Consider the following 17,144-nt stretch of genomic DNA (forward strand, 5'->3'; position numbering starts at 1 on the left):
AGCAATCACAAACGCACTTCAATTCCTGCTTCACGCATGGCCAGTTTCGCTTCGCGGATACTCGCTTCGCCAAAGTGGAAAATACTGGCGGCCAATACCGCATCAGCCTTACCTTCTTTAATACCGTCCACCAAATGCTGAACCGAACCGACGCCGCCGGAAGCAATGACCGGAATATCGACCGCTTCGCTGACCGCGCGTGTCAAAGGCAGATTGAAACCTTGCTTGGTGCCGTCCCGGTCCATGCTGGTCAGCAAAATCTCGCCTGCGCCGCGCCGCTGCATTTCGACAGCCCATTCCACCGCGTCCAAACCGGTCGGATTACGTCCGCCGTGGGTAAAGATTTCCCAACGGGTGTTTTCAGGGTTGACCGCTTTGGCATCGACAGCAACGACAATCGCTTGCGAACCAAAAAAACCGGCCGCTTCGTTTACCAACTCAGGATTGGTTACAGCGGCCGTATTGATGCTGGCCTTATCGGCACCGGCATTGAGCAGGCGGCGGATATCGGCAACCGTACGCACACCGCCGCCGACGGTTAATGGAATAAAAACTTGCGAAGCGACCGCCTCGATAACGTGCAAAATAGTATCGCGATTGTCGCTGGAAGCGGTGATGTCCAAAAAGGTCAACTCATCCGCGCCTTCATCGTTGTAGCGTTTGGCAACGTCAACCGGATTGCCTGCATCGCGCAAACCCAAAAAGTTGACGCCTTTTACCACGCGGCCGTCTTTTACATCCAGACAAGGAATAATTCGTTTTGCCAATGCCATACCCAATACCTCTTATCCGTTATCAGGCCGTCTGAAACCGTCAGGCCAAAAATTTGCCCAACCAATCCGGCAAATGTTGCAACAATTGAAAATAACCGATACCGGCCATCATCGCCAACACGCAGGAAATAATAAAATTGCTGTCGATACGGCCGACAATGGCGAAAATCAACCCGGCAAATGCCCATATTATCCCGTTGAAAATCATCCAATAGGTATCGATAATCGGCAAATCAAACGCCGTCAGCTGCCGCAATATCACTGCAATCAGTGTAAACCACAAACTTTCGCTTAGCGGATACACTTCGCGGTCGGATGACCAGATAATCCAAAAACCCAAAACAAACGCTTCAAGCATACTAATCCCTTAATAAAAAAATATCGATTGGGTTATTTTTATAATTATTTCAAACAGATATAAACCCATGACCTATACAGGCAATCCCTTTGAGTGCATTTTTGTGTGCTGCGTCAGCCGCTGCGTTTTAATGGCCTGCAAGGTCTTATCCGCATAATCCGACACATTTAAGCTAAAGAATCGGCCAGTTTTTGCGCCTGTGCAAAATCAATGCTTCCCTCGTAAATTGCACGGCCGGTAATCGCTCCGCTCACACCTTCTTTTTCGACGGCACACAATGCGCGGATATCATCCAAATTCGTCAAACCGCCGGAAGCGATAATCGGGATATTCACGGATTGGGCCAATTTGACGGTAGCTTCGATATTCACGCCGCTCATCATGCCGTCGCGGCCGATATCGGTGTAAATAATGCTGTTGACGCCATCGTCTTCAAAACGTTGGGCCAAATCGACGACATGATGTTCCGTTACCGTTGCCCAACCGTCTATCGCCACCATACCGTCTTTGGCATCCAGGCCGACAATAATCTGCCCCGGAAATTCCTTGCATGCTTCGCGCACAAATTCAGGATTTTTTACCGCAGCCGTGCCGATAATCACATCAGTCAAACCCAAATCTAAATACTTTTCAATGGTTTCCAAATCACGGATGCCACCGCCAAGCTGTACCGGAATATCTTTGGCCACGGCAGCCAAAATTTCTTTAATCGCCGGAAAATTTTGAGGAACGCCTGCGAATGCGCCGTTCAAATCAACCAAATGCAAACGGCGTGCGCCTTGGTTGCGCCAATGCAAAGCCATCTCTGCCGGCGAATCGGAAAACACCGTCGCCTGCTCCATCAAACCTTGTTTCAAGCGGACACAACGTCCTTCTTTCAAATCAATGGCAGGTATCAACAGCATTTTTTTCTCCTCTATTCAGTTTCAGTATATTTTACACAAATTAGCGATTTTTAGCAGATTTATGTTAAAAACCTCAAATCTGCCAATTTAAAAAATTCCGCAGCAGCAATAATCCTGCCTGATGACTTTTTTCCGTGTGAAACTGTGTGGCAAACACATTGTCTTGACCGACAATGCAGGCAAATTCATTCGGATATTCGCTGACGCCTAAAACAATCTCTTCATTTTTCGGCGCAAAATAATAGCTGTGAACAAAATAGAAATATTCGTTCTGCCCAATGTCTTGAAACAAAGGATGCGGGCGGGTTTGACGTATTGTATTCCAACCCATATGCGGCACTTTCAGACGGCCTCCCTGTGCATCGGTTTGATTGGGCAAAAACCGTTTGACTTGGCCTTCAAACCAACCCAAACCATCTGTATCGCCTTCTTCGCTGTGTTCAAACAATAATTGAGCACCTACGCAAATTCCAAAAAACGGCTTGTTTTTCAGGCCGTCTGAAACCGCCTCGCCCAAATCGCTTGCCTTCAGCGCCGACATACAATCCGGCATGGCACCCTGCCCCGGAAAGATAACCTTATCTGCCGCCATCACCTCTTCTGGCCGCGAAGTCAGATAAACCTCGGCATTTTGATTGGACAAGACCTGCGCCGCCTGAACAGATTTGAATACTGAGTGCAGGTTTCCCATTCCATAATCGACAATCGCTACTTTCATTGTTTCTCCTCAGGCCGTCTGAAAACATTTAATGATTAATATAATAATAAGAATGATTGTAGCAAAAGATGGTTTAAAACAAAATATTGCCACCATACAAGATGAATAATAAAGGCCGTCTGAAATCCCGATCGGTTTCAGACGGCCTTTATTCATTCACACGATGCCTTATTCTTCAGACGCGGCTTCTGCTTCTTCTTGAACAGACTCTTCACTCAACGTGCCTTTGGTAGAAGGCGTTTGACCCATCATGTGCGGATCGTATTCGACCGCCATGCGCAATGCACGGCCGAAGGCTTTGAAAACGGTCTCGGCTTGATGATGTGCATTACGGCCGCTCAAGTTATCGATGTGCAAGGTCATCATGCTGTGATTTACAAGGCCGTGGAAAAATTCTTCAAACAAATCGACATCAAAACGGCCGATCAGGGCGCGGGTAAAGTCAATGTTGTACACCAAGCCAGGGCGGCCGGAAAGGTCGATGACTACACGGCTCAACGCTTCATCCAGCGGAACATAGGCATGGCCATAACGGGTAATGCCGGCTTTATTGCCAAGCGCTTGTTTCAGGGCCTGACCCACCACGATACCGATGTCTTCAACCGTATGATGGTCGTCAATGTGCAAATCGCCTTTGCAGGTAATATCCAAGTCAATCAAACCATGACGCGCCACTTGGGCAAGCATGTGTTCAAGGAAAGGAACGCCGGTATCCAAGCGATATTTGCCGGTACCATCAAGATTGAGGCTGACGGTAATTTGGGTTTCGCAGGTATTACGAGTAACGGTAACAAAACGGCCTTCGGTTGAAACACCAGTTTCTGCTGCTTCGACAGTTTGTTTTTCCAAACGCGCCGCTTCAACCGCTGCTGCTTTTTCTTGATCTTTGCTGTGACCACGGTTCAGCCAGCCTTTGCGTTTGTGCATACCGGATTCCAACTTCGCAGCCAGGCTCGGACGAATGCCGCGTGCAGACTCATCGCCTGCTTGTTGTTCCAAACGGCGTTTGAGCTGAGACAAAGAGGCGGAGTTTTCATAACCGCACGCGCGTGCAAGCTTGGTCAATGAGCCGGCTTCTTCAACCAGTAACAGAAAATTGGTCAAATGCAGTTGAGCTTTGTTCATAATGGTAGTTTCCTTGAAATCAAAGATTGGGGTAAAGGTTTCTAATAACCGCCAAGACGGCATCATTTTGCGCTGCCGAGCCTATGGTTATGCGGACACACTGATCCAAAAGCGGATGGCTGCCATGCAGTTTTTTAATCAGTATGCGGTTTTGCTTCAATGTTTCAAACAGCTCGTTCGCATCAGGAACGCGAACGGTAATAAAGTTGGCTTCGCTCGGAAAAACTTCCAAACGGTTTAATTTCAACAATTCATTCATCACGCGCGAACGATCGTTTTTTAATGTATCAATGTTTTGCTGAATAATTTGATGATGTTTCAATGAGAATTTTGCCGCCGCCAAGCTTAATTGATTCATATTGTAAGGCGGAAGGATTTTGGCCAGTTCACCTATAATGCTTGGACTTGCCGCTGCATATCCCATCCGCAAGCCGGCAAAGCCGATTTTACTGATGGTGCGCATTACGACCAGGTTTTCGACTTCGCCCGCCCACGGAAGGAAACTGTCATGATGAAACGCACCATATGCCTCATCGACAACCACAATGCCGGTTGCCGCACGAATGACCGCCTCTACTTCTTCTCGCTTAAAGCACACGCCGGTAGGGTTATTGGGATAGGCAATAAAAATTAATGACGGCCGATGTTGCTCGATAGCGGTCAAAACGGCAGGGAGATTTAAAGAAAAATCCGGATTTAAGGGAACGCCGACATATTCCATGCCATAAAGCGCGGCATTATGACGATACATAACAAAACTTGGCTCAATACCCAATACACGCGCATTTGGTTTGGCAATCAGCATAGTCAAAAATTGGATAAGCTCGTCGGAGCCGTTACCCAACGCGATTTCCGCTTTATCGGGAATACCGAAAACCTCCCTCAATTCTTCATAAATGCCGCTCTTGGCAGTATGGGGATACAAATGAATCGGCGCCTGCTTTGCCAAGTCCGCCCATTCCGATAATAAAGATTCATACCCGGCGAAAGGATGATGCGGACACTCCATGGCGTCCAACTTAATAAAACCTTCCGGCAAATCGGCAACCTGATAGGCTGTCATTACTTTAATATCATCACGGATAACATCAGCAACGCGATTCATGGTTTTCTATCCTCCTGAGATAAAGTATTTAGAATAATAGCACAATCTTTATTAAATATATATATTAATAAGACTATAAAACAAGATAAAGTTTCATTCGTTTGAAGAAAAAACAATAAATCCTTTCTTCAACATCTTTAAGCAATATTCTTGGCTTACCCTGCCTTTTTAGCGGTATAATTTTAAGTTTTCCAGTACGGCTTTACGCCCTCAATATTGTGAACAATACACGCTCCCCATTACCTTATCTTGCAACTTCCATAAGCCTTATCCTGCTGATCCTGCTTTCCTTATCATGGGAATTATGGATCGCGCCATTGCGCGAAGGCGGCTCATGGTTGGCACTGAAAGCCCTGCCTTTGTGCTTGCCGTTGACCGGCATTTTGAAAAAACGCATCTACACTTACCAATACAGCTCCATGCTGATTCTGATTTACTTTGCCGAAGCCTGTATGCGCCTGGCAGACACGGCTCTCGCCAGCCGGATTTGCGCCGCCGTTTCCGTATTATTGTGCATTGCCTTTTTCCTCGGCTGCCTTGCATTTATCAAACAACAAAAACACACATCAAAATGACCTACCACACACTTTCAGACGGCCTGACTGAATCTTCAGTGAAAACCTTTTGGCCTTTATGGCTCAGTTTTCTTTGGATTTGTGCCATCCCTTTTCTTTCACTCTACCGAGTCGGCCCATTACCCAGCTTTTATCTGGAAGCCATTTCACTGAGCGGCTCATTGGTACTGACATTGATTAGCGCACACAAAGGCCTGCTGAATATCCGCCTTCCCGCACTCAGTATCGGTTTGTTTGCCATGGCTGCATTTTGGTCGCTCCAAGCGCGCCTCATGCACTCTACCTACCCCGGCATGAGCGATATTACTGCCTGGACCTTTGTCATTTTGGCACTGGGCGCATGGTCGGTGCGGGGCTGGGTAGCAGCTTACGGACAGGAGCGCGTCGTCAGCATCTTTGCTTGGTCTTTATTGATAGGGGCAACCATACAAGCCACCATCATCTGGCTGCAATTTAAAGGCTGGTCCAACGTAGAGTGGTTGAACGGTATCATTGCCCGAAGCAACGGCACCGTAAACGGTCAACTCGGCCAGCGCAATCATTTGGGACATTATTTAATGTGGGGCATTTTGGCGGCATCCTATTTATGGACGGCACGCAAAATGTCCAATACAGCAGGTTTTCTGTTCGTATTGGCTTTGACCGCAACCCTCGGCCTTGTCAACTCGCGCACCATCTTAGGCTACATCGCCGCCCTATTCCTGATTACGCCGTTATGGTTTTGGCGTACCCGTTTCCAACACAAACGCGCACTGTGCATTTTTCTCCTGACTGCCATCCTGGCCGCCGCTTTCCAATTCGGTATGGGCAGCCTGTTGGATTTGTTTGGCAACATCAAATACGAAACTGCTGTCGAACGCGCAGGCACCAGCGGCTTTGAAGGCTCCATGCGCCAAATCGAATGGAGCAAAGCATGGATTGCCTTTAAATCCGCACCTTGGTTCGGCCATGGCTGGAACAGCTTTGCCCAGCAAACCTTTCTGATCAATGCCCAGCAACAATATTTCCCCAATAATATCCTCGGCGTACTGTTTACCCATTCGCACAATATCGTCATGCAGTTATTGTCCGAAATGGGCATTGCCGGCACCTTGCTCGCAACCTTAACCCTGCTTGCAGCCGTATGGCGACTGTTGGGACTCAACCAAACACCGGCCTCGCTGTTTTTACTGACTGCCGCCTCCGTCAGCCTCTGCCACAGCATGCTCGAATATCCGCTTTGGTATATCTACTTCCTTACCGTATTCAGCCTGATTCTGTCTCTGACACCTTCTTATCCGAAAGATGTTTCAGACGGCCCTTTATCTACCCGAATCAGACAATGGGCAGGCGGTATAGCTGCTTTATCGATTTTAATCGGCATGGCAAACCTCAGCTGGGAATATCAAAATCTGACCCAATATAGCCGTGTAGGGAAAACCGACGATCCGCAAACAGTTCAAAACAAAATCGACGGCTTGCAACGACTTTCCAAAGAAAGCCCCATGCTTGCCTATTACGCCGATTTGAGCTTGAGCAAACGTGCCGACCCGACCGATGCCTACATCCGTCCGTGGGCGGAAGAAGCCGCACTCAAAGCCCTGACCTACCGCCCCTACTCCAGCGCCTACCAAGTCGGCCTTTACCTCTACCGACAAGGCAAAAAAGAAGAAGGTGCGCAATGGATGCAGGCAATGCAATATTATTATCCTTATATGATGTATTTCTACGCCGACAAAATACGCAGCCACCCGGCATTCGCCCCCTTGCTGCCCAAACTTTTGTCCGATTGCAAAGATTTCATCAACGCACCGAAACACCAAACCGCCCAATCATGCGACAAACCCTGAACAAAACACACCCAATTGTCAGTTTGTCCTTACAGGCCGTCTGAAAATGTAAAGAGCAGCGAGTTTCTATGCAAAAAAGCGCAAAAGCACAGAAAATTACGCTATCAACAAAAGCAGATTGCATGTTAAGATTGAACACAACTCTATTTTAAGCGCCATACTGCCATTTAGTACCGCGGCGCATACAATCACGAAAAGGAAATTCCATGAGTCGCGTATTACTCGTAGATGACGATGCCCTCTTGACCGAATTGCTGACCGAATACCTGACTGCCGAAGGCCTCAACGTTCATAGTGTTCCCGACGGCGAAGCCGGCGTTCAAGAAATTCTGACCGGACAATACGATGTCGTCGTATTAGACTCCATGATGCCTAAAATGAACGGTTTGGACGTGCTGAAAAACGTACGCACCCAAAGCACCGTACCCATCATCATGCTGACCGCGAAAGGCGACGACATCGACCGCATCATCGGTCTGGAAATGGGTGCGGACGATTATGTTCCGAAACCATGCACACCGCGCGAACTCTTGGCCCGCATCAACGCCATCCTGCGCCGTGCGCAACACAGCAACGAACAAAACAACGCGCCTAACAGCATTTCCGTCAGCGACGTCGTTTTGTACCCGGCCAAACGCCAAGCCAGCATCAAAGACACTCCGCTCGAATTGACCAGCACCGAATTCAACCTGCTCGAAGTTTTGATGCGCCACGCTGGACAAGTCGTCAGCAAAGAGACCCTGTCTATCGAGGCACTCGACCGCAAACTGGCTAAATTTGACCGCAGCATCGACGTACACATCTCCAGCATCCGCCACAAATTGGGCGATGCCTCCTTGATTCAAACCGTACGCGGCTTAGGCTACCTGTTTGTTAAAAACTAAAGATTAAACAGATCAATGAAACTGTTTCAACGCATCTTCGCCACATTTTGCGCAGTTATCGTCTGCGCAATCTTTGTGGCGAGTTTTTCATTTTGGCTGGTACAAAATACCCTCGCCGAAAACCAATTCAACCAACGCCGCACCATCGAAACCACATTAATGAGCAGCATCATCTCCGCGTTTAACTCGCGCGGAGACAGCGGTGCGCGTGAAATTCTTTCGGAATGGAAAAACAATCCGGTCTCCAATGCCGTTTATGTGATTACCGGCGATGATAAAAAAGATATTTTAGGCCGCGACATCGATAGCCTCTCCATCGAACGCGCCCGTATCTTTGCCATCAACAATCCTGAATCTGATTTGGCACACATCGAATACGACCGTTTTGGCGAAGAATACCTCTTCTTCATTAAAGGCTGGGACAACCATCAGGCCCAACGTCTCCCTAGTCCGCTCTTCATTCCCGGCTTGCCGCTTTCGCCTATTTGGCACGAATTTATCATTCTGTCTTTCATCATCATCGTCGGCCTGCTGATGGCATACATCCTTGCCAACAACATTACCAAGCCCATCAAAATTCTTGGTGGCGGCATGGACAGAGTAGCCAACGGCGAACTCGAAACCCGTATTTCCCAACAAGTTGACGACCGTGACGACGAATTGTCCCACCTTGCCGTGCAGTTCGACAAAATGGCCGAGAAACTTGAAAAACTTGTTGCCAAAGAGCGCCACCTGCTGCACCACGTTTCTCATGAAATGCGTTCGCCGCTGGCACGTATGCAAGCGATTGTCGGCCTGATTCAATCTCAGCCGCAAAAACAAGAGCAATATCTCAAGCGACTCGAAGGCGAACTGGTGCGCATGGATACTTTGGTCGGCGAATTGTTGACCCTCTCCCGCCTAGAGACTTCCAATATCCCTTTGGAAAAAGAAAACCTCAAACTCGTTTCATTCCTGACCAACTTGATTGAGGACAACCAAAGCATTGCCCACCAAAACAATCAAAGCGTTACCCTGAGCATTGACCCTAAAATCCCTGAAAATGCCGTAATCAGTGCCAACGAAGGCTATCTATACCGTGCCTTCGACAACGTTATCCGCAATGCCATCAACTACAGTCCGGAAGGCAGTACCATTCAGGCTCATATCGGACAAGACGGCAAACACTGGATTATCGATGTTACCGACAACGGCCCGGGTGTCGATGAAATGCAGCTTCCGCATATTTTTACCGCCTTTTATCGTGCCGACTCCAGCGCACACAAACCCGGCACCGGCTTGGGGCTTGCCTTGACGCAACACATCATGGAGCAGCACTGCGGCAAAATCATTGCTGAAAACATCAAACCCAACGGCCTGAGGATGCGTTTCATCCTTCCCAAAAAGAAAGCCGGAGACAAAAAAGAAGCCTAAAAATAAGGCCGTCTGAAACTCTTCAGACGGCCCAAAACACAAATAAGGAACCATCATGAATGCAACCGTCCAAACCGGCTACTTCTTCATGCCCGAACACATCATCCTTGTCGGCGCCAGCGAACGCCCCCACAGCCTTGGCGAACGCATTTTCAGCCACCTGCTCGGTTCCTCATATCAAGGCAAAATCACGCCCGTCAATCTCCGCCACAGCAGCGTTGCCGGCCTCCCCTCCTACTCCAGCCTCAGCAAAATTCCAGGCCAGGCCGACCTAGTTGTTGCCGTCATCCCGCACGACCATTACGACACACTGTTCAAAGCCTGCCGCAAAAAAGGCCTGCGCCACATTATCCTGATCCAAGATTGGGAGAACCTGCCGCCCGAATCCTGCAAAAACGCCCGTTCCATCATTCAAAAATATCACGGCGACGAATTAAACATCAGCGTTTGTAACAGCGCAGGCGTCCAACTTCCCTCACTCAATCTCAATATCGGCACCCAAGCCGACTATCCGGCCGGCCATATCGCATTACTCACCGGCCACAGCACTGTCAGCCGCAACATCAACCATCTGCTGAACACAATGCATCAAGGCATATCGCGCCACATCAGCCTCAACTACAACCTAAGTCCCACCACATCCGCCGACTGGCTCAACCGCTTCGGCCACAACCGCCATACCAAAGTTGCCGTCATCCACTACAATCCGACCGAAAACCAACGCGAGCTGTTCAGCGCCATCCGCCACTTCACACGTCACACCCCGCTTATCCTGTTGTCCACACACCATACCAACGACACAGACAAAGCCATCCTGCGCAGCCTCAGCCGCCATTGCAATTTCCAACCGGTATTCAATACCGCCGAGCTGGAAGCAGCCCTAAAAGCCCACCTTTCCGGCATTCCCGTCATTACCAACCCCACCATTCTGTCCGACACGCCGATAGAATGGCTGCACACTACCGCCAATGCCTGTGAATTGACCCTCGACCTCCCAACCGATGTACCATCCATCCGACAAGGCTGCATCGGCAGCAACCCCACGCCTGCACGCATCCACCGTCTGGCGCTCGAACAATTACAAAATCCGCATACTCAAGCCCTGCTCGGCATTATTTCGCCAGATACGCCGGATGCGTACAGCATTCATCAAACTCTGGATAATTTGACACAAAAAACCAGCAAGCCCATTCTCGTCAGCTATCGTTTTTCAGACGGCCTGACTCGGTTTAACACGCCGGAAGAAGCCTTACTGACACTTTATTTCCGCAATCAAACCGCCTATTTGCAACAGGTGCAAAATACCCCTGCGCCAGCCAAAACAGGCCGTCTGAAAACACCTAAAAGCAAAAATATCGATAAAGCCATTGCTTCCGGCCAAACCGAACTGATGGCGGAAGCCCTATACCTGCCTCCGTGCCAAACCCAAAAACACAATGCCGTCCAGTTCCGGTTCAGCCGCCATGCCATTTACGGCAACATCCTTTCCGCCCATTACAACGGCAAAACCGAAGCCGCATTACCTCCATTTACCACACTCGATATCCAGCGTTTAAGCCAATTTGCAGAACTCGACAACACTTCCGTTCTCAATCAATTCCTGTATTCCCTAAACACGCTTATCCACAACAACCAGCATATCGGCGACATCATCCTCAACTACAACGGCAGCCAATACAGCAGCACCATCATTCCCGAAATTGTGGAAAAACCAGCCGCGCCGACAACCAAAATCCCCAAAAAAGCCGTCCAAACCTTAGAACAGGCCGCCGCTAAAATGCAAAGTGCCGCCGCCTACCTCCAACAAAAAAATCCGGTCGCAGCCGAATTCCTACGCAACACCGGCGAAGCCGCTTCCGAACTGCTGCACCCTAAAACCGAAACGCCCGAGATACAAAACGTACTCGCACCCTATCCGAGCCAAACCGATACCTTTACCCTGCCCGACGGCAACACACTGCACATCCGCGCACTAGAACCTGAAGATGCCGAAGCCAAACAAAAATTTGTCCGCCAATTACCCGCGGCCGACCGCTATACTCGCTTCATGACCCATACCAACGAGTTACCGCTGCCCACACTCGCACGGCTGACCCGTCCCGATTTCCATACCGAATGCGCGTGGGCAGCCTTCGCTTCAGACGGCCGTATCGTCGCAGTCAGCCGCTACAGCCGCATCAATCGCAATGAGTGCGAGTTCGGCATTACTTTAGCGCCTGAAGTACGCAAAACCGGCTTGGCCGGCAAAATGATGAGCTTCATTATCCAAACTGCCACACAGCAAGGTTACCAAACCATGAATGCGGAAATCCTCAAAGAAAACACACCGATGCTCAAACTCGCTGAAAAATCAGGATTTACCGTTACCCCATCGGAGACCGATCGCGGCCTGTATCAAGCAAGCCTCGATTTGAACGAATGGCAAAACAGCAACAAAAACAAATAAAAACTTGCATAACCCGTGTGAAATATCCTAAAATTAGCGGTTTCTATATATCCGCATTTTTCAAAAGGACTCAAAATGGTAGTTATCCGTTTGGCTCGCGGCGGCTCAAAACACCGCCCTTTCTACAACGTAGTCGTAACTGACTCTCGCAACCGTCGTGACGGCCGCTTCATCGAGCGCGTAGGTTTCTACAACCCCGTTGCCAACGAAAAACAAGAACGCGTACGTTTCGACGCAGACCGCATCAACCACTGGGTTGCTCAAGGCGCGAAAGTTAGCGACGCAGTTGCCAAACTGATTAAAGAGCAAAAAATCGCTGCTTAATCAGCCGAAACGACCATGACAGACACTCAAAAACGGGTAGCCATGGGCTACATCAAAGGCGTATTCGGCATTAAAGGCTGGCTTAAAATTGCCGCCAATACCGAATATACCGACAGCCTGCTGGACTACCCCGAGTGGCAGTTGTGCAAGGATGGCAAAACCCTGGATGTTATGCTTGAGGCAGGTAAAATTGTCAATGGCGAACTTCAGGTCAAATTTGAAGGTATAGACGATCGCGACCAAGCATTTGCCTTGCGCGGCTATACCATCGAAATCCCCAGAGAGTCATTCGCCCCTACTGAGGAAGATGAATACTACTGGGCAGATTTAGTCGGCATGACCGTCATCAACAAAGAAAACATCGTCCTCGGCAAAGTCAGCAACCTGATGGAAACCGGTGCAAATGATGTTTTGATGATTAAAGGCGAACACGGACAAATCCTGATTCCCTTTGTCTCCAACTATATCGAATCTGTCGATACCGACAGCAAAACCATTATCGCCGACTGGGGTTTGGACTACTGATGCTGATTCAAGCCATCACCATTTTCCCAGAGATGTTCGACAGCATTGTCGAATATGGCGTTACAGGCAGAGCAAGAAAACAAAATCTTTGGCAGTTCCAAGCCATCAATCCCCGTAAATTTGCCGACAATAAACTTGGCTATATTGATGATCGCCCCTTCGGAGGTGGTCCGGGAATGATTATGATGGCGCCGCCGCTTCAAGCGGCAATCGAAGAAGCCAAAGCAAACTCGCAAAAACCTGCCAAAGTAATTTATCTCAGTCCGCAAGGTCAGCCGCTGACGCATAAAAAAGCTGCAGAACTTGCCGAACTGCCCCATCTTGTTCTTCTATGCGGACGCTATGAAGGCATAGATGAAAGACTGTTGCAAAGCAGTGTGGACGAAGAAATCAGCATTGGCGACTTTGTCGTCTCGGGCGGTGAATTACCCGCCATGATGTTGATGGATGCCGTCTTAAGATTGGTCCCGGGTGTATTGGGCGATATACAGTCAGCCGAACAAGACTCGTTTTCAGACGGCCTTTTAGACTGTCCTCATTACACCAAACCCGTAGAATTCCAAGGCATGATGGTTCCCGAGGTCTTACGCTCAGGAAATCATGGCTTGATTGCCGAGTGGCGATTGAAACAATCGCTGCGACGCACTTTAGAGCGCCGACCTGATTTATTGGAAAAGCGCAGTTTAATCCCAAAGGAATCCCGCCTCTTAAAAGAAATCTTGCAAGAGCAACAGGAAATCCAATCATAACTTAGGAAAAACAAATGAACTTGATTCAACAATTAGAGCAAGAAGAAATCGCTCGCTTGAACAAAGAAATCCCTGAATTCGCTCCAGGCGACACCGTTGTCGTATCTGTACGCGTAGTTGAAGGTTCTCGCAGCCGTCTGCAAGCATACGAAGGTGTTGTTATCGCTCGCCGCAACCGTGGCCTGAACAGCAACTTCATCGTTCGCAAAATCTCTAGCGGCGAAGGTGTAGAACGCACTTTCCAACTTTACTCTCCTACCGTAGAAAAAATCGAAGTTAAACGCCGTGGTGACGTACGTCGCGCCAAACTGTACTACTTGCGCGGCCTGACCGGTAAAGCAGCTCGCATTAAAGAAAAATTGCCTGCTCGCAAAGGTTAATCGCTTTCATCAAAAACCCACTTCAATGAAGTGGGTTTTTTGTTTTTATACAAGATCTCCTCATCTTTCTTACACAATCCTGCAAGCCAATCACAATACACTTCTCGCGCATAAACTTAAACAGAATCATAATTCCCTTGCTTCTTTTAACCTTTATACAAAAGGCCGTCTGAAACAAAAGATTCAGACGGCCTTTAATCACATCGGGCGGTTATTTAAACCATCTTGCCAATGCAGGGATACGCGACAACAACAGTGTATCCAAAATCCAAATAACAGCAATTGCGGCAATAGCTGTTGGGAAAATCACAGCCAAAATCAGAAGTGGCACAGCCATTGCCCACCATACCGGCAATTTGATTTTCTGTGCAGGAGGAACCAAACCACGTGCTTCCGAAGGACGGCGTTTCCACCACATCACACAGCCGCTGATGCAGACGAAAATGACTGCCAAGCAGAACAAAACGTTCGCCAGCACACTCCACCAGCCCATCGTACCGATATGCAGCGCAATGCTGACCGCCATGAATTTACCAAACCAGTTGTAATCATCGTAATGGATGTCGGCAAGGACTTTGCCGCTGTATTGATCGATGTGTACCGTGCGGTCGGCGGTCGGACTGGGCATATCGTAGCTCATCGAGTCCTGAGACAGCGTCCACACGCCCGTTTCGCCTTTAGGCAAATTAAGCTTGTAACGGCCTTCAAAACCAATTTCGCGGGCAAAGCGGTCAACTGTTTCCAAAGTCATCGGTTCGCTCGGATTGATGCCGTTTTCGCCCTTCGTCGTACCGGAAACAGGCATAGGCGTAAGCTCCAGAACCCATGGCACTTCTTTGATTTTACCGTCGTTTAACACATCGCCGTGGGTCGGCACGGTAGATACAGGGTTCGGTTCGACGCCCCATTTACCGGCAGGGAATTGGCTCCAAGACTGAACCAACTTACCGCCCCAAATTCCCGCCCAAGCAACGCCCGAGAGACAGAACAGCAACAGAAGCAAAGAAACCCAAGTGCCGAATGCGCCGTGCATGCTACGCCACCATGTACGTCCTTTACCTGCTTTCGGTACAAGCATGGATTTCACACCGCGCTGTTTTGCCCACCACAGGTAAATCCCGGTAATGATCATCAAAATAGTCAGTGAAGCGGCTGTTTCCAGTATATAGTCGCCCACCGTGCCGATCATCATATCGCCATGGATTTCGTCCATGATGTGATACCAGCCGTCATTGCGCGGCGTTGAATTGACGACCTTCGCCGTATAGGGATCAACGGCAACCATAGCAGCCTTATCGTCATTGTTCACGCGGAATACGGCAACCATATCATCTGCGCGCGGCGCAATATACTGCACTACCGAAGCAGTTTCCGGATTCACAAACTGTCTAGCAGCTTCAGCCTGAGCCGACAAAGGCTGCACTTGCGCCTGCGGCGTAACATGTATGCGTTCGCCTTCTTTACCGGTGACATTGGCAAATAGCAGCATTCCCAACCCTGTAACAGCGAGCAGGGTTAAAAACGGCGCAACCAAAAGTCCGGCATAAAAATGCCATCGCCAAACAGTCAAATAACGGCGGTTAGCCTGTTGTTCATTTTGGGAAGTTGGTTTTGTTTCCATATATTCTCTTTATATAGTTAAAGCAGACTAATTATTACGAATTAGCATCAGACATTTTAATCAAAAACATTCATTTAAGAAACCGTTTTTCCGATGCAGCTTTGAAATACTTCAATATTTAGTTTTCAGGCCGTCTGAAAAAACAAAATAGAACAGAAAACAACACTTTACTGAAAATCCGTTTTAATCATTGCGGTTTCGGCAGAATTTGGTAGAATACAGGCATTACTTATTTATTCATCAAGCCGCCAAGCTTTGGCGGCTTGTATTTTTATTTCCAATCCGGCTACCGCGCGTGGCCGGATAAAATTTTAAAAGCATCATCATGCTTTCATGGAGAACTCAATGCAAAAAATCCCTTTGACCGTCCGTGGTGCAGAATTGTTGAAACAAGAACTTCAACACCTCAAAAGCGTAGCACGTCCAGAAGTCATTGAAGCCATCGCCGAAGCACGTTCGCACGGCGACTTGTCTGAAAACGCAGAATACGAAGCCGCCAAAGAGCGTCAAGGCTTTATCGAAGGCCGTATCGCCGAGTTGGAACACAAACTCTCTATGGCGCACATCATCAACCCTGCCGAAATCCATGCAGAAGGCAAAATCGTGTTCGGTACAACTGTGACACTGGAAGACTTGGAAACCGAAGAACAAGTTACCTACCAAATCGTCGGTGAAGATGAAGCAGATATCAAAGAACGCAAAATCTACGTTGGCTCCCCCATTGCCCGAGCCCTGATCGGCAAAGAAGAAGGCGACGTTGCAGAAGTTCAAGCACCCGGCGGCGTGCGTGAATATGACATCATTGCCGTACAATATATCTAAATAAACAAAAGGCCGTCTGAAAACATTTTCAGACGGCCTTTTGTTATACCTAAAAACACCATAATTAAAGAAAATAAAATCTTCCCAGGAGAAGCATAATGAATCTACTATACAAAATTATCCAAACCGCTGCCGCCATGTGGCTTGGTATGCAGCTGACAGCAGGCTATGTTACTGCCCCTATCCTGTTCCGCATCCTGCCCAAAATGCTGGCAGGAGAAATCGCCGGCATTTTATTTGCCATCACAGCAATATGCGGCTTAGCTATTTTTGGCGCAGCCTATGCCTTTTTCAGACGGCAACTTGCCTCCCTCTCTTGGTGGATCTTGGTACTTTGGCTACTCTTAGCCTGTAATCATCTTTTGGTTACGCCGGTTATCGAGGCACACAAGTACGGACTGGATAACTGGCTGCTGTCTCTAGTAGGCGGTACATTCGGCATTTGGCATGGCTTATCCAGTATCATCTTTTTGATTTGCACAATACTCGCCGCTGTTTGCGTATGGAAATGGCCCAAGCCAAACTAATCCGTCTTAATAAAAGGCCGTCTGAAAGACTTATTTTCGGACGGCCTTTTATTTTGAATCATGAA

The 17,144-nt window shown here is 48.6% G+C and carries 18 protein-coding genes; 11 read left to right on the forward strand and 7 right to left on the reverse strand.

Annotation, left to right across the window (positions count from 1 at the left end; all coding sequences use genetic code 11):
- Positions 1-5 precede the first annotated feature (5 nt).
- From hisF to hisC, 6 genes are all read right to left on the reverse strand, one after another.
- Positions 6-773, reverse strand: coding sequence for an imidazole glycerol phosphate synthase subunit HisF (gene hisF / locus HMPREF2606_RS07850; protein WP_070712262.1), 768 nt, complete (start codon positions 771-773; stop codon positions 6-8).
- Between the two features lie 40 nt (positions 774-813).
- Entirely contained in the window at positions 814-1,131 is a 318-nt protein-coding gene (locus HMPREF2606_RS07855) for a hypothetical protein (RefSeq protein ID WP_036493171.1), read from the reverse strand.
- 167 nt (positions 1,132-1,298) lie between these two features.
- The gene (hisA, locus tag HMPREF2606_RS07860; protein WP_036493169.1) at positions 1,299-2,036 is read right to left on the reverse strand and encodes a 1-(5-phosphoribosyl)-5-[(5-phosphoribosylamino)methylideneamino]imidazole-4-carboxamide isomerase; all 738 of its coding nucleotides are present in this window, start codon (positions 2,034-2,036) and stop codon (positions 1,299-1,301) included.
- A gap of 73 nt (positions 2,037-2,109) precedes the next feature.
- Entirely contained in the window at positions 2,110-2,754 is a 645-nt protein-coding gene (gene hisH / locus HMPREF2606_RS07865; protein WP_070712261.1) for an imidazole glycerol phosphate synthase subunit HisH, read from the reverse strand.
- Between the two features lie 168 nt (positions 2,755-2,922).
- Positions 2,923-3,879 carry an imidazoleglycerol-phosphate dehydratase HisB gene (gene hisB, locus HMPREF2606_RS07870; protein ID WP_070584979.1) on the reverse strand — a complete coding sequence of 319 codons (957 nt, stop codon included), beginning with the start codon at positions 3,877-3,879 and terminating at the stop codon, positions 2,923-2,925.
- A 19-nt stretch (positions 3,880-3,898) separates the two neighbouring features.
- Positions 3,899-4,984 (reverse strand): histidinol-phosphate transaminase, encoded by a 1,086-nt coding sequence (hisC, locus tag HMPREF2606_RS07875; protein ID WP_070584977.1) that lies wholly within the window; start codon positions 4,982-4,984, stop codon positions 3,899-3,901.
- A 218-nt stretch (positions 4,985-5,202) separates the two neighbouring features.
- On the opposite strand from hisC, the gene HMPREF2606_RS07880 reads away from it, so the two are divergent.
- The 9 genes from HMPREF2606_RS07880 (at position 5,203) to rplS (ending at position 14,109) form a co-directional block, all read left to right on the forward strand.
- The gene (locus HMPREF2606_RS07880) at positions 5,203-5,559 is read left to right on the forward strand and encodes a DUF2069 domain-containing protein (protein WP_039862096.1); all 357 of its coding nucleotides are present in this window, start codon (positions 5,203-5,205) and stop codon (positions 5,557-5,559) included.
- Positions 5,556-7,388, forward strand: a complete 1,833-nt coding sequence (locus tag HMPREF2606_RS07885; protein ID WP_070584975.1) for a PglL family O-oligosaccharyltransferase — start codon at positions 5,556-5,558, stop codon at positions 7,386-7,388. The genes HMPREF2606_RS07880 and HMPREF2606_RS07885 overlap by 4 nt, the downstream gene beginning before the upstream one ends.
- A 206-nt stretch (positions 7,389-7,594) precedes the next feature.
- Complete coding sequence (gene misR, locus HMPREF2606_RS07890; RefSeq protein WP_003748666.1) at positions 7,595-8,272, forward strand: two-component system response regulator MisR; 678 nt, start codon at positions 7,595-7,597, stop codon at positions 8,270-8,272.
- 15 nt (positions 8,273-8,287) lie between these two features.
- The gene (locus HMPREF2606_RS07895; protein WP_070584973.1) at positions 8,288-9,685 is read left to right on the forward strand and encodes a HAMP domain-containing sensor histidine kinase; all 1,398 of its coding nucleotides are present in this window, start codon (positions 8,288-8,290) and stop codon (positions 9,683-9,685) included.
- A gap of 55 nt (positions 9,686-9,740) precedes the next feature.
- Positions 9,741-12,131 (forward strand): bifunctional acetate--CoA ligase family protein/GNAT family N-acetyltransferase, encoded by a 2,391-nt coding sequence (locus HMPREF2606_RS07900; RefSeq protein ID WP_070584971.1) that lies wholly within the window; start codon positions 9,741-9,743, stop codon positions 12,129-12,131.
- Positions 12,132-12,206: 75 nt separating this feature from the next.
- On the forward strand, positions 12,207-12,455 hold the full coding sequence (gene rpsP, locus HMPREF2606_RS07905; RefSeq protein WP_003679465.1) for a 30S ribosomal protein S16: 249 nt from the start codon (positions 12,207-12,209) through the stop codon (positions 12,453-12,455).
- Between the two features lie 15 nt (positions 12,456-12,470).
- On the forward strand, positions 12,471-12,980 hold the full coding sequence (rimM, locus tag HMPREF2606_RS07910; RefSeq protein ID WP_070460175.1) for a ribosome maturation factor RimM: 510 nt from the start codon (positions 12,471-12,473) through the stop codon (positions 12,978-12,980).
- On the forward strand, positions 12,980-13,729 hold the full coding sequence (gene trmD / locus HMPREF2606_RS07915; RefSeq protein WP_003679468.1) for a tRNA (guanosine(37)-N1)-methyltransferase TrmD: 750 nt from the start codon (positions 12,980-12,982) through the stop codon (positions 13,727-13,729). The genes rimM and trmD overlap by 1 nt, the downstream gene beginning before the upstream one ends.
- A gap of 14 nt (positions 13,730-13,743) precedes the next feature.
- Entirely contained in the window at positions 13,744-14,109 is a 366-nt protein-coding gene (gene rplS, locus HMPREF2606_RS07920; RefSeq protein WP_003679470.1) for a 50S ribosomal protein L19, read from the forward strand.
- Positions 14,110-14,320: 211 nt separating this feature from the next.
- Here the strand turns inward: rplS and HMPREF2606_RS07925 are convergent, their stop codons facing one another.
- Positions 14,321-15,730, reverse strand: a complete 1,410-nt coding sequence (locus HMPREF2606_RS07925) for a PepSY-associated TM helix domain-containing protein (protein WP_070712260.1) — start codon at positions 15,728-15,730, stop codon at positions 14,321-14,323.
- Between the two features lie 345 nt (positions 15,731-16,075).
- On the opposite strand from HMPREF2606_RS07925, the gene greA reads away from it, so the two are divergent.
- Positions 16,076-16,552 (forward strand): transcription elongation factor GreA, encoded by a 477-nt coding sequence (gene greA, locus HMPREF2606_RS07930; RefSeq protein WP_003684304.1) that lies wholly within the window; start codon positions 16,076-16,078, stop codon positions 16,550-16,552.
- A gap of 98 nt (positions 16,553-16,650) precedes the next feature.
- Positions 16,651-17,079 carry a DUF4149 domain-containing protein gene (locus HMPREF2606_RS07935; RefSeq protein ID WP_070460169.1) on the forward strand — a complete coding sequence of 143 codons (429 nt, stop codon included), beginning with the start codon at positions 16,651-16,653 and terminating at the stop codon, positions 17,077-17,079.
- Positions 17,080-17,144 lie beyond the last annotated feature (65 nt).

Origin of the sequence: Neisseria sp. HMSC070H10 (assembly GCF_001837635.1) — a bacterium.
Taxonomy (GTDB): domain Bacteria; phylum Pseudomonadota; class Gammaproteobacteria; order Burkholderiales; family Neisseriaceae; genus Neisseria; species Neisseria subflava_A.

Bases quoted from the DNA above. Each gene is read 5' to 3' on its own strand.
- misR (WP_003748666.1), top strand. From the start codon at position 7,595: ATGAGTCGCGTATTACTCGTAGATGACGATGCCCTCTTGACCGAATTG.
- hisB (WP_070584979.1), bottom strand. From the start codon at position 3,879: ATGAACAAAGCTCAACTGCATTTGACCAATTTTCTGTTACTGGTTGAA.
- rplS (WP_003679470.1), top strand. From the start codon at position 13,744: ATGAACTTGATTCAACAATTAGAGCAAGAAGAAATCGCTCGCTTGAAC.
- rimM (WP_070460175.1), top strand. From the start codon at position 12,471: ATGACAGACACTCAAAAACGGGTAGCCATGGGCTACATCAAAGGCGTA.
- HMPREF2606_RS07925 (WP_070712260.1), bottom strand. From the start codon at position 15,730: ATGGAAACAAAACCAACTTCCCAAAATGAACAACAGGCTAACCGCCGT.
- rpsP (WP_003679465.1), top strand. From the start codon at position 12,207: ATGGTAGTTATCCGTTTGGCTCGCGGCGGCTCAAAACACCGCCCTTTC.
- hisA (WP_036493169.1), bottom strand. From the start codon at position 2,036: ATGCTGTTGATACCTGCCATTGATTTGAAAGAAGGACGTTGTGTCCGC.
- HMPREF2606_RS07855 (WP_036493171.1), bottom strand. From the start codon at position 1,131: ATGCTTGAAGCGTTTGTTTTGGGTTTTTGGATTATCTGGTCATCCGAC.
- greA (WP_003684304.1), top strand. From the start codon at position 16,076: ATGCAAAAAATCCCTTTGACCGTCCGTGGTGCAGAATTGTTGAAACAA.
- hisC (WP_070584977.1), bottom strand. From the start codon at position 4,984: ATGAATCGCGTTGCTGATGTTATCCGTGATGATATTAAAGTAATGACA.
- HMPREF2606_RS07900 (WP_070584971.1), top strand. From the start codon at position 9,741: ATGAATGCAACCGTCCAAACCGGCTACTTCTTCATGCCCGAACACATC.
- hisF (WP_070712262.1), bottom strand. From the start codon at position 773: ATGGCATTGGCAAAACGAATTATTCCTTGTCTGGATGTAAAAGACGGC.
- HMPREF2606_RS07935 (WP_070460169.1), top strand. From the start codon at position 16,651: ATGAATCTACTATACAAAATTATCCAAACCGCTGCCGCCATGTGGCTT.
- trmD (WP_003679468.1), top strand. From the start codon at position 12,980: ATGCTGATTCAAGCCATCACCATTTTCCCAGAGATGTTCGACAGCATT.
- HMPREF2606_RS07885 (WP_070584975.1), top strand. From the start codon at position 5,556: ATGACCTACCACACACTTTCAGACGGCCTGACTGAATCTTCAGTGAAA.
- HMPREF2606_RS07895 (WP_070584973.1), top strand. From the start codon at position 8,288: ATGAAACTGTTTCAACGCATCTTCGCCACATTTTGCGCAGTTATCGTC.
- hisH (WP_070712261.1), bottom strand. From the start codon at position 2,754: ATGAAAGTAGCGATTGTCGATTATGGAATGGGAAACCTGCACTCAGTA.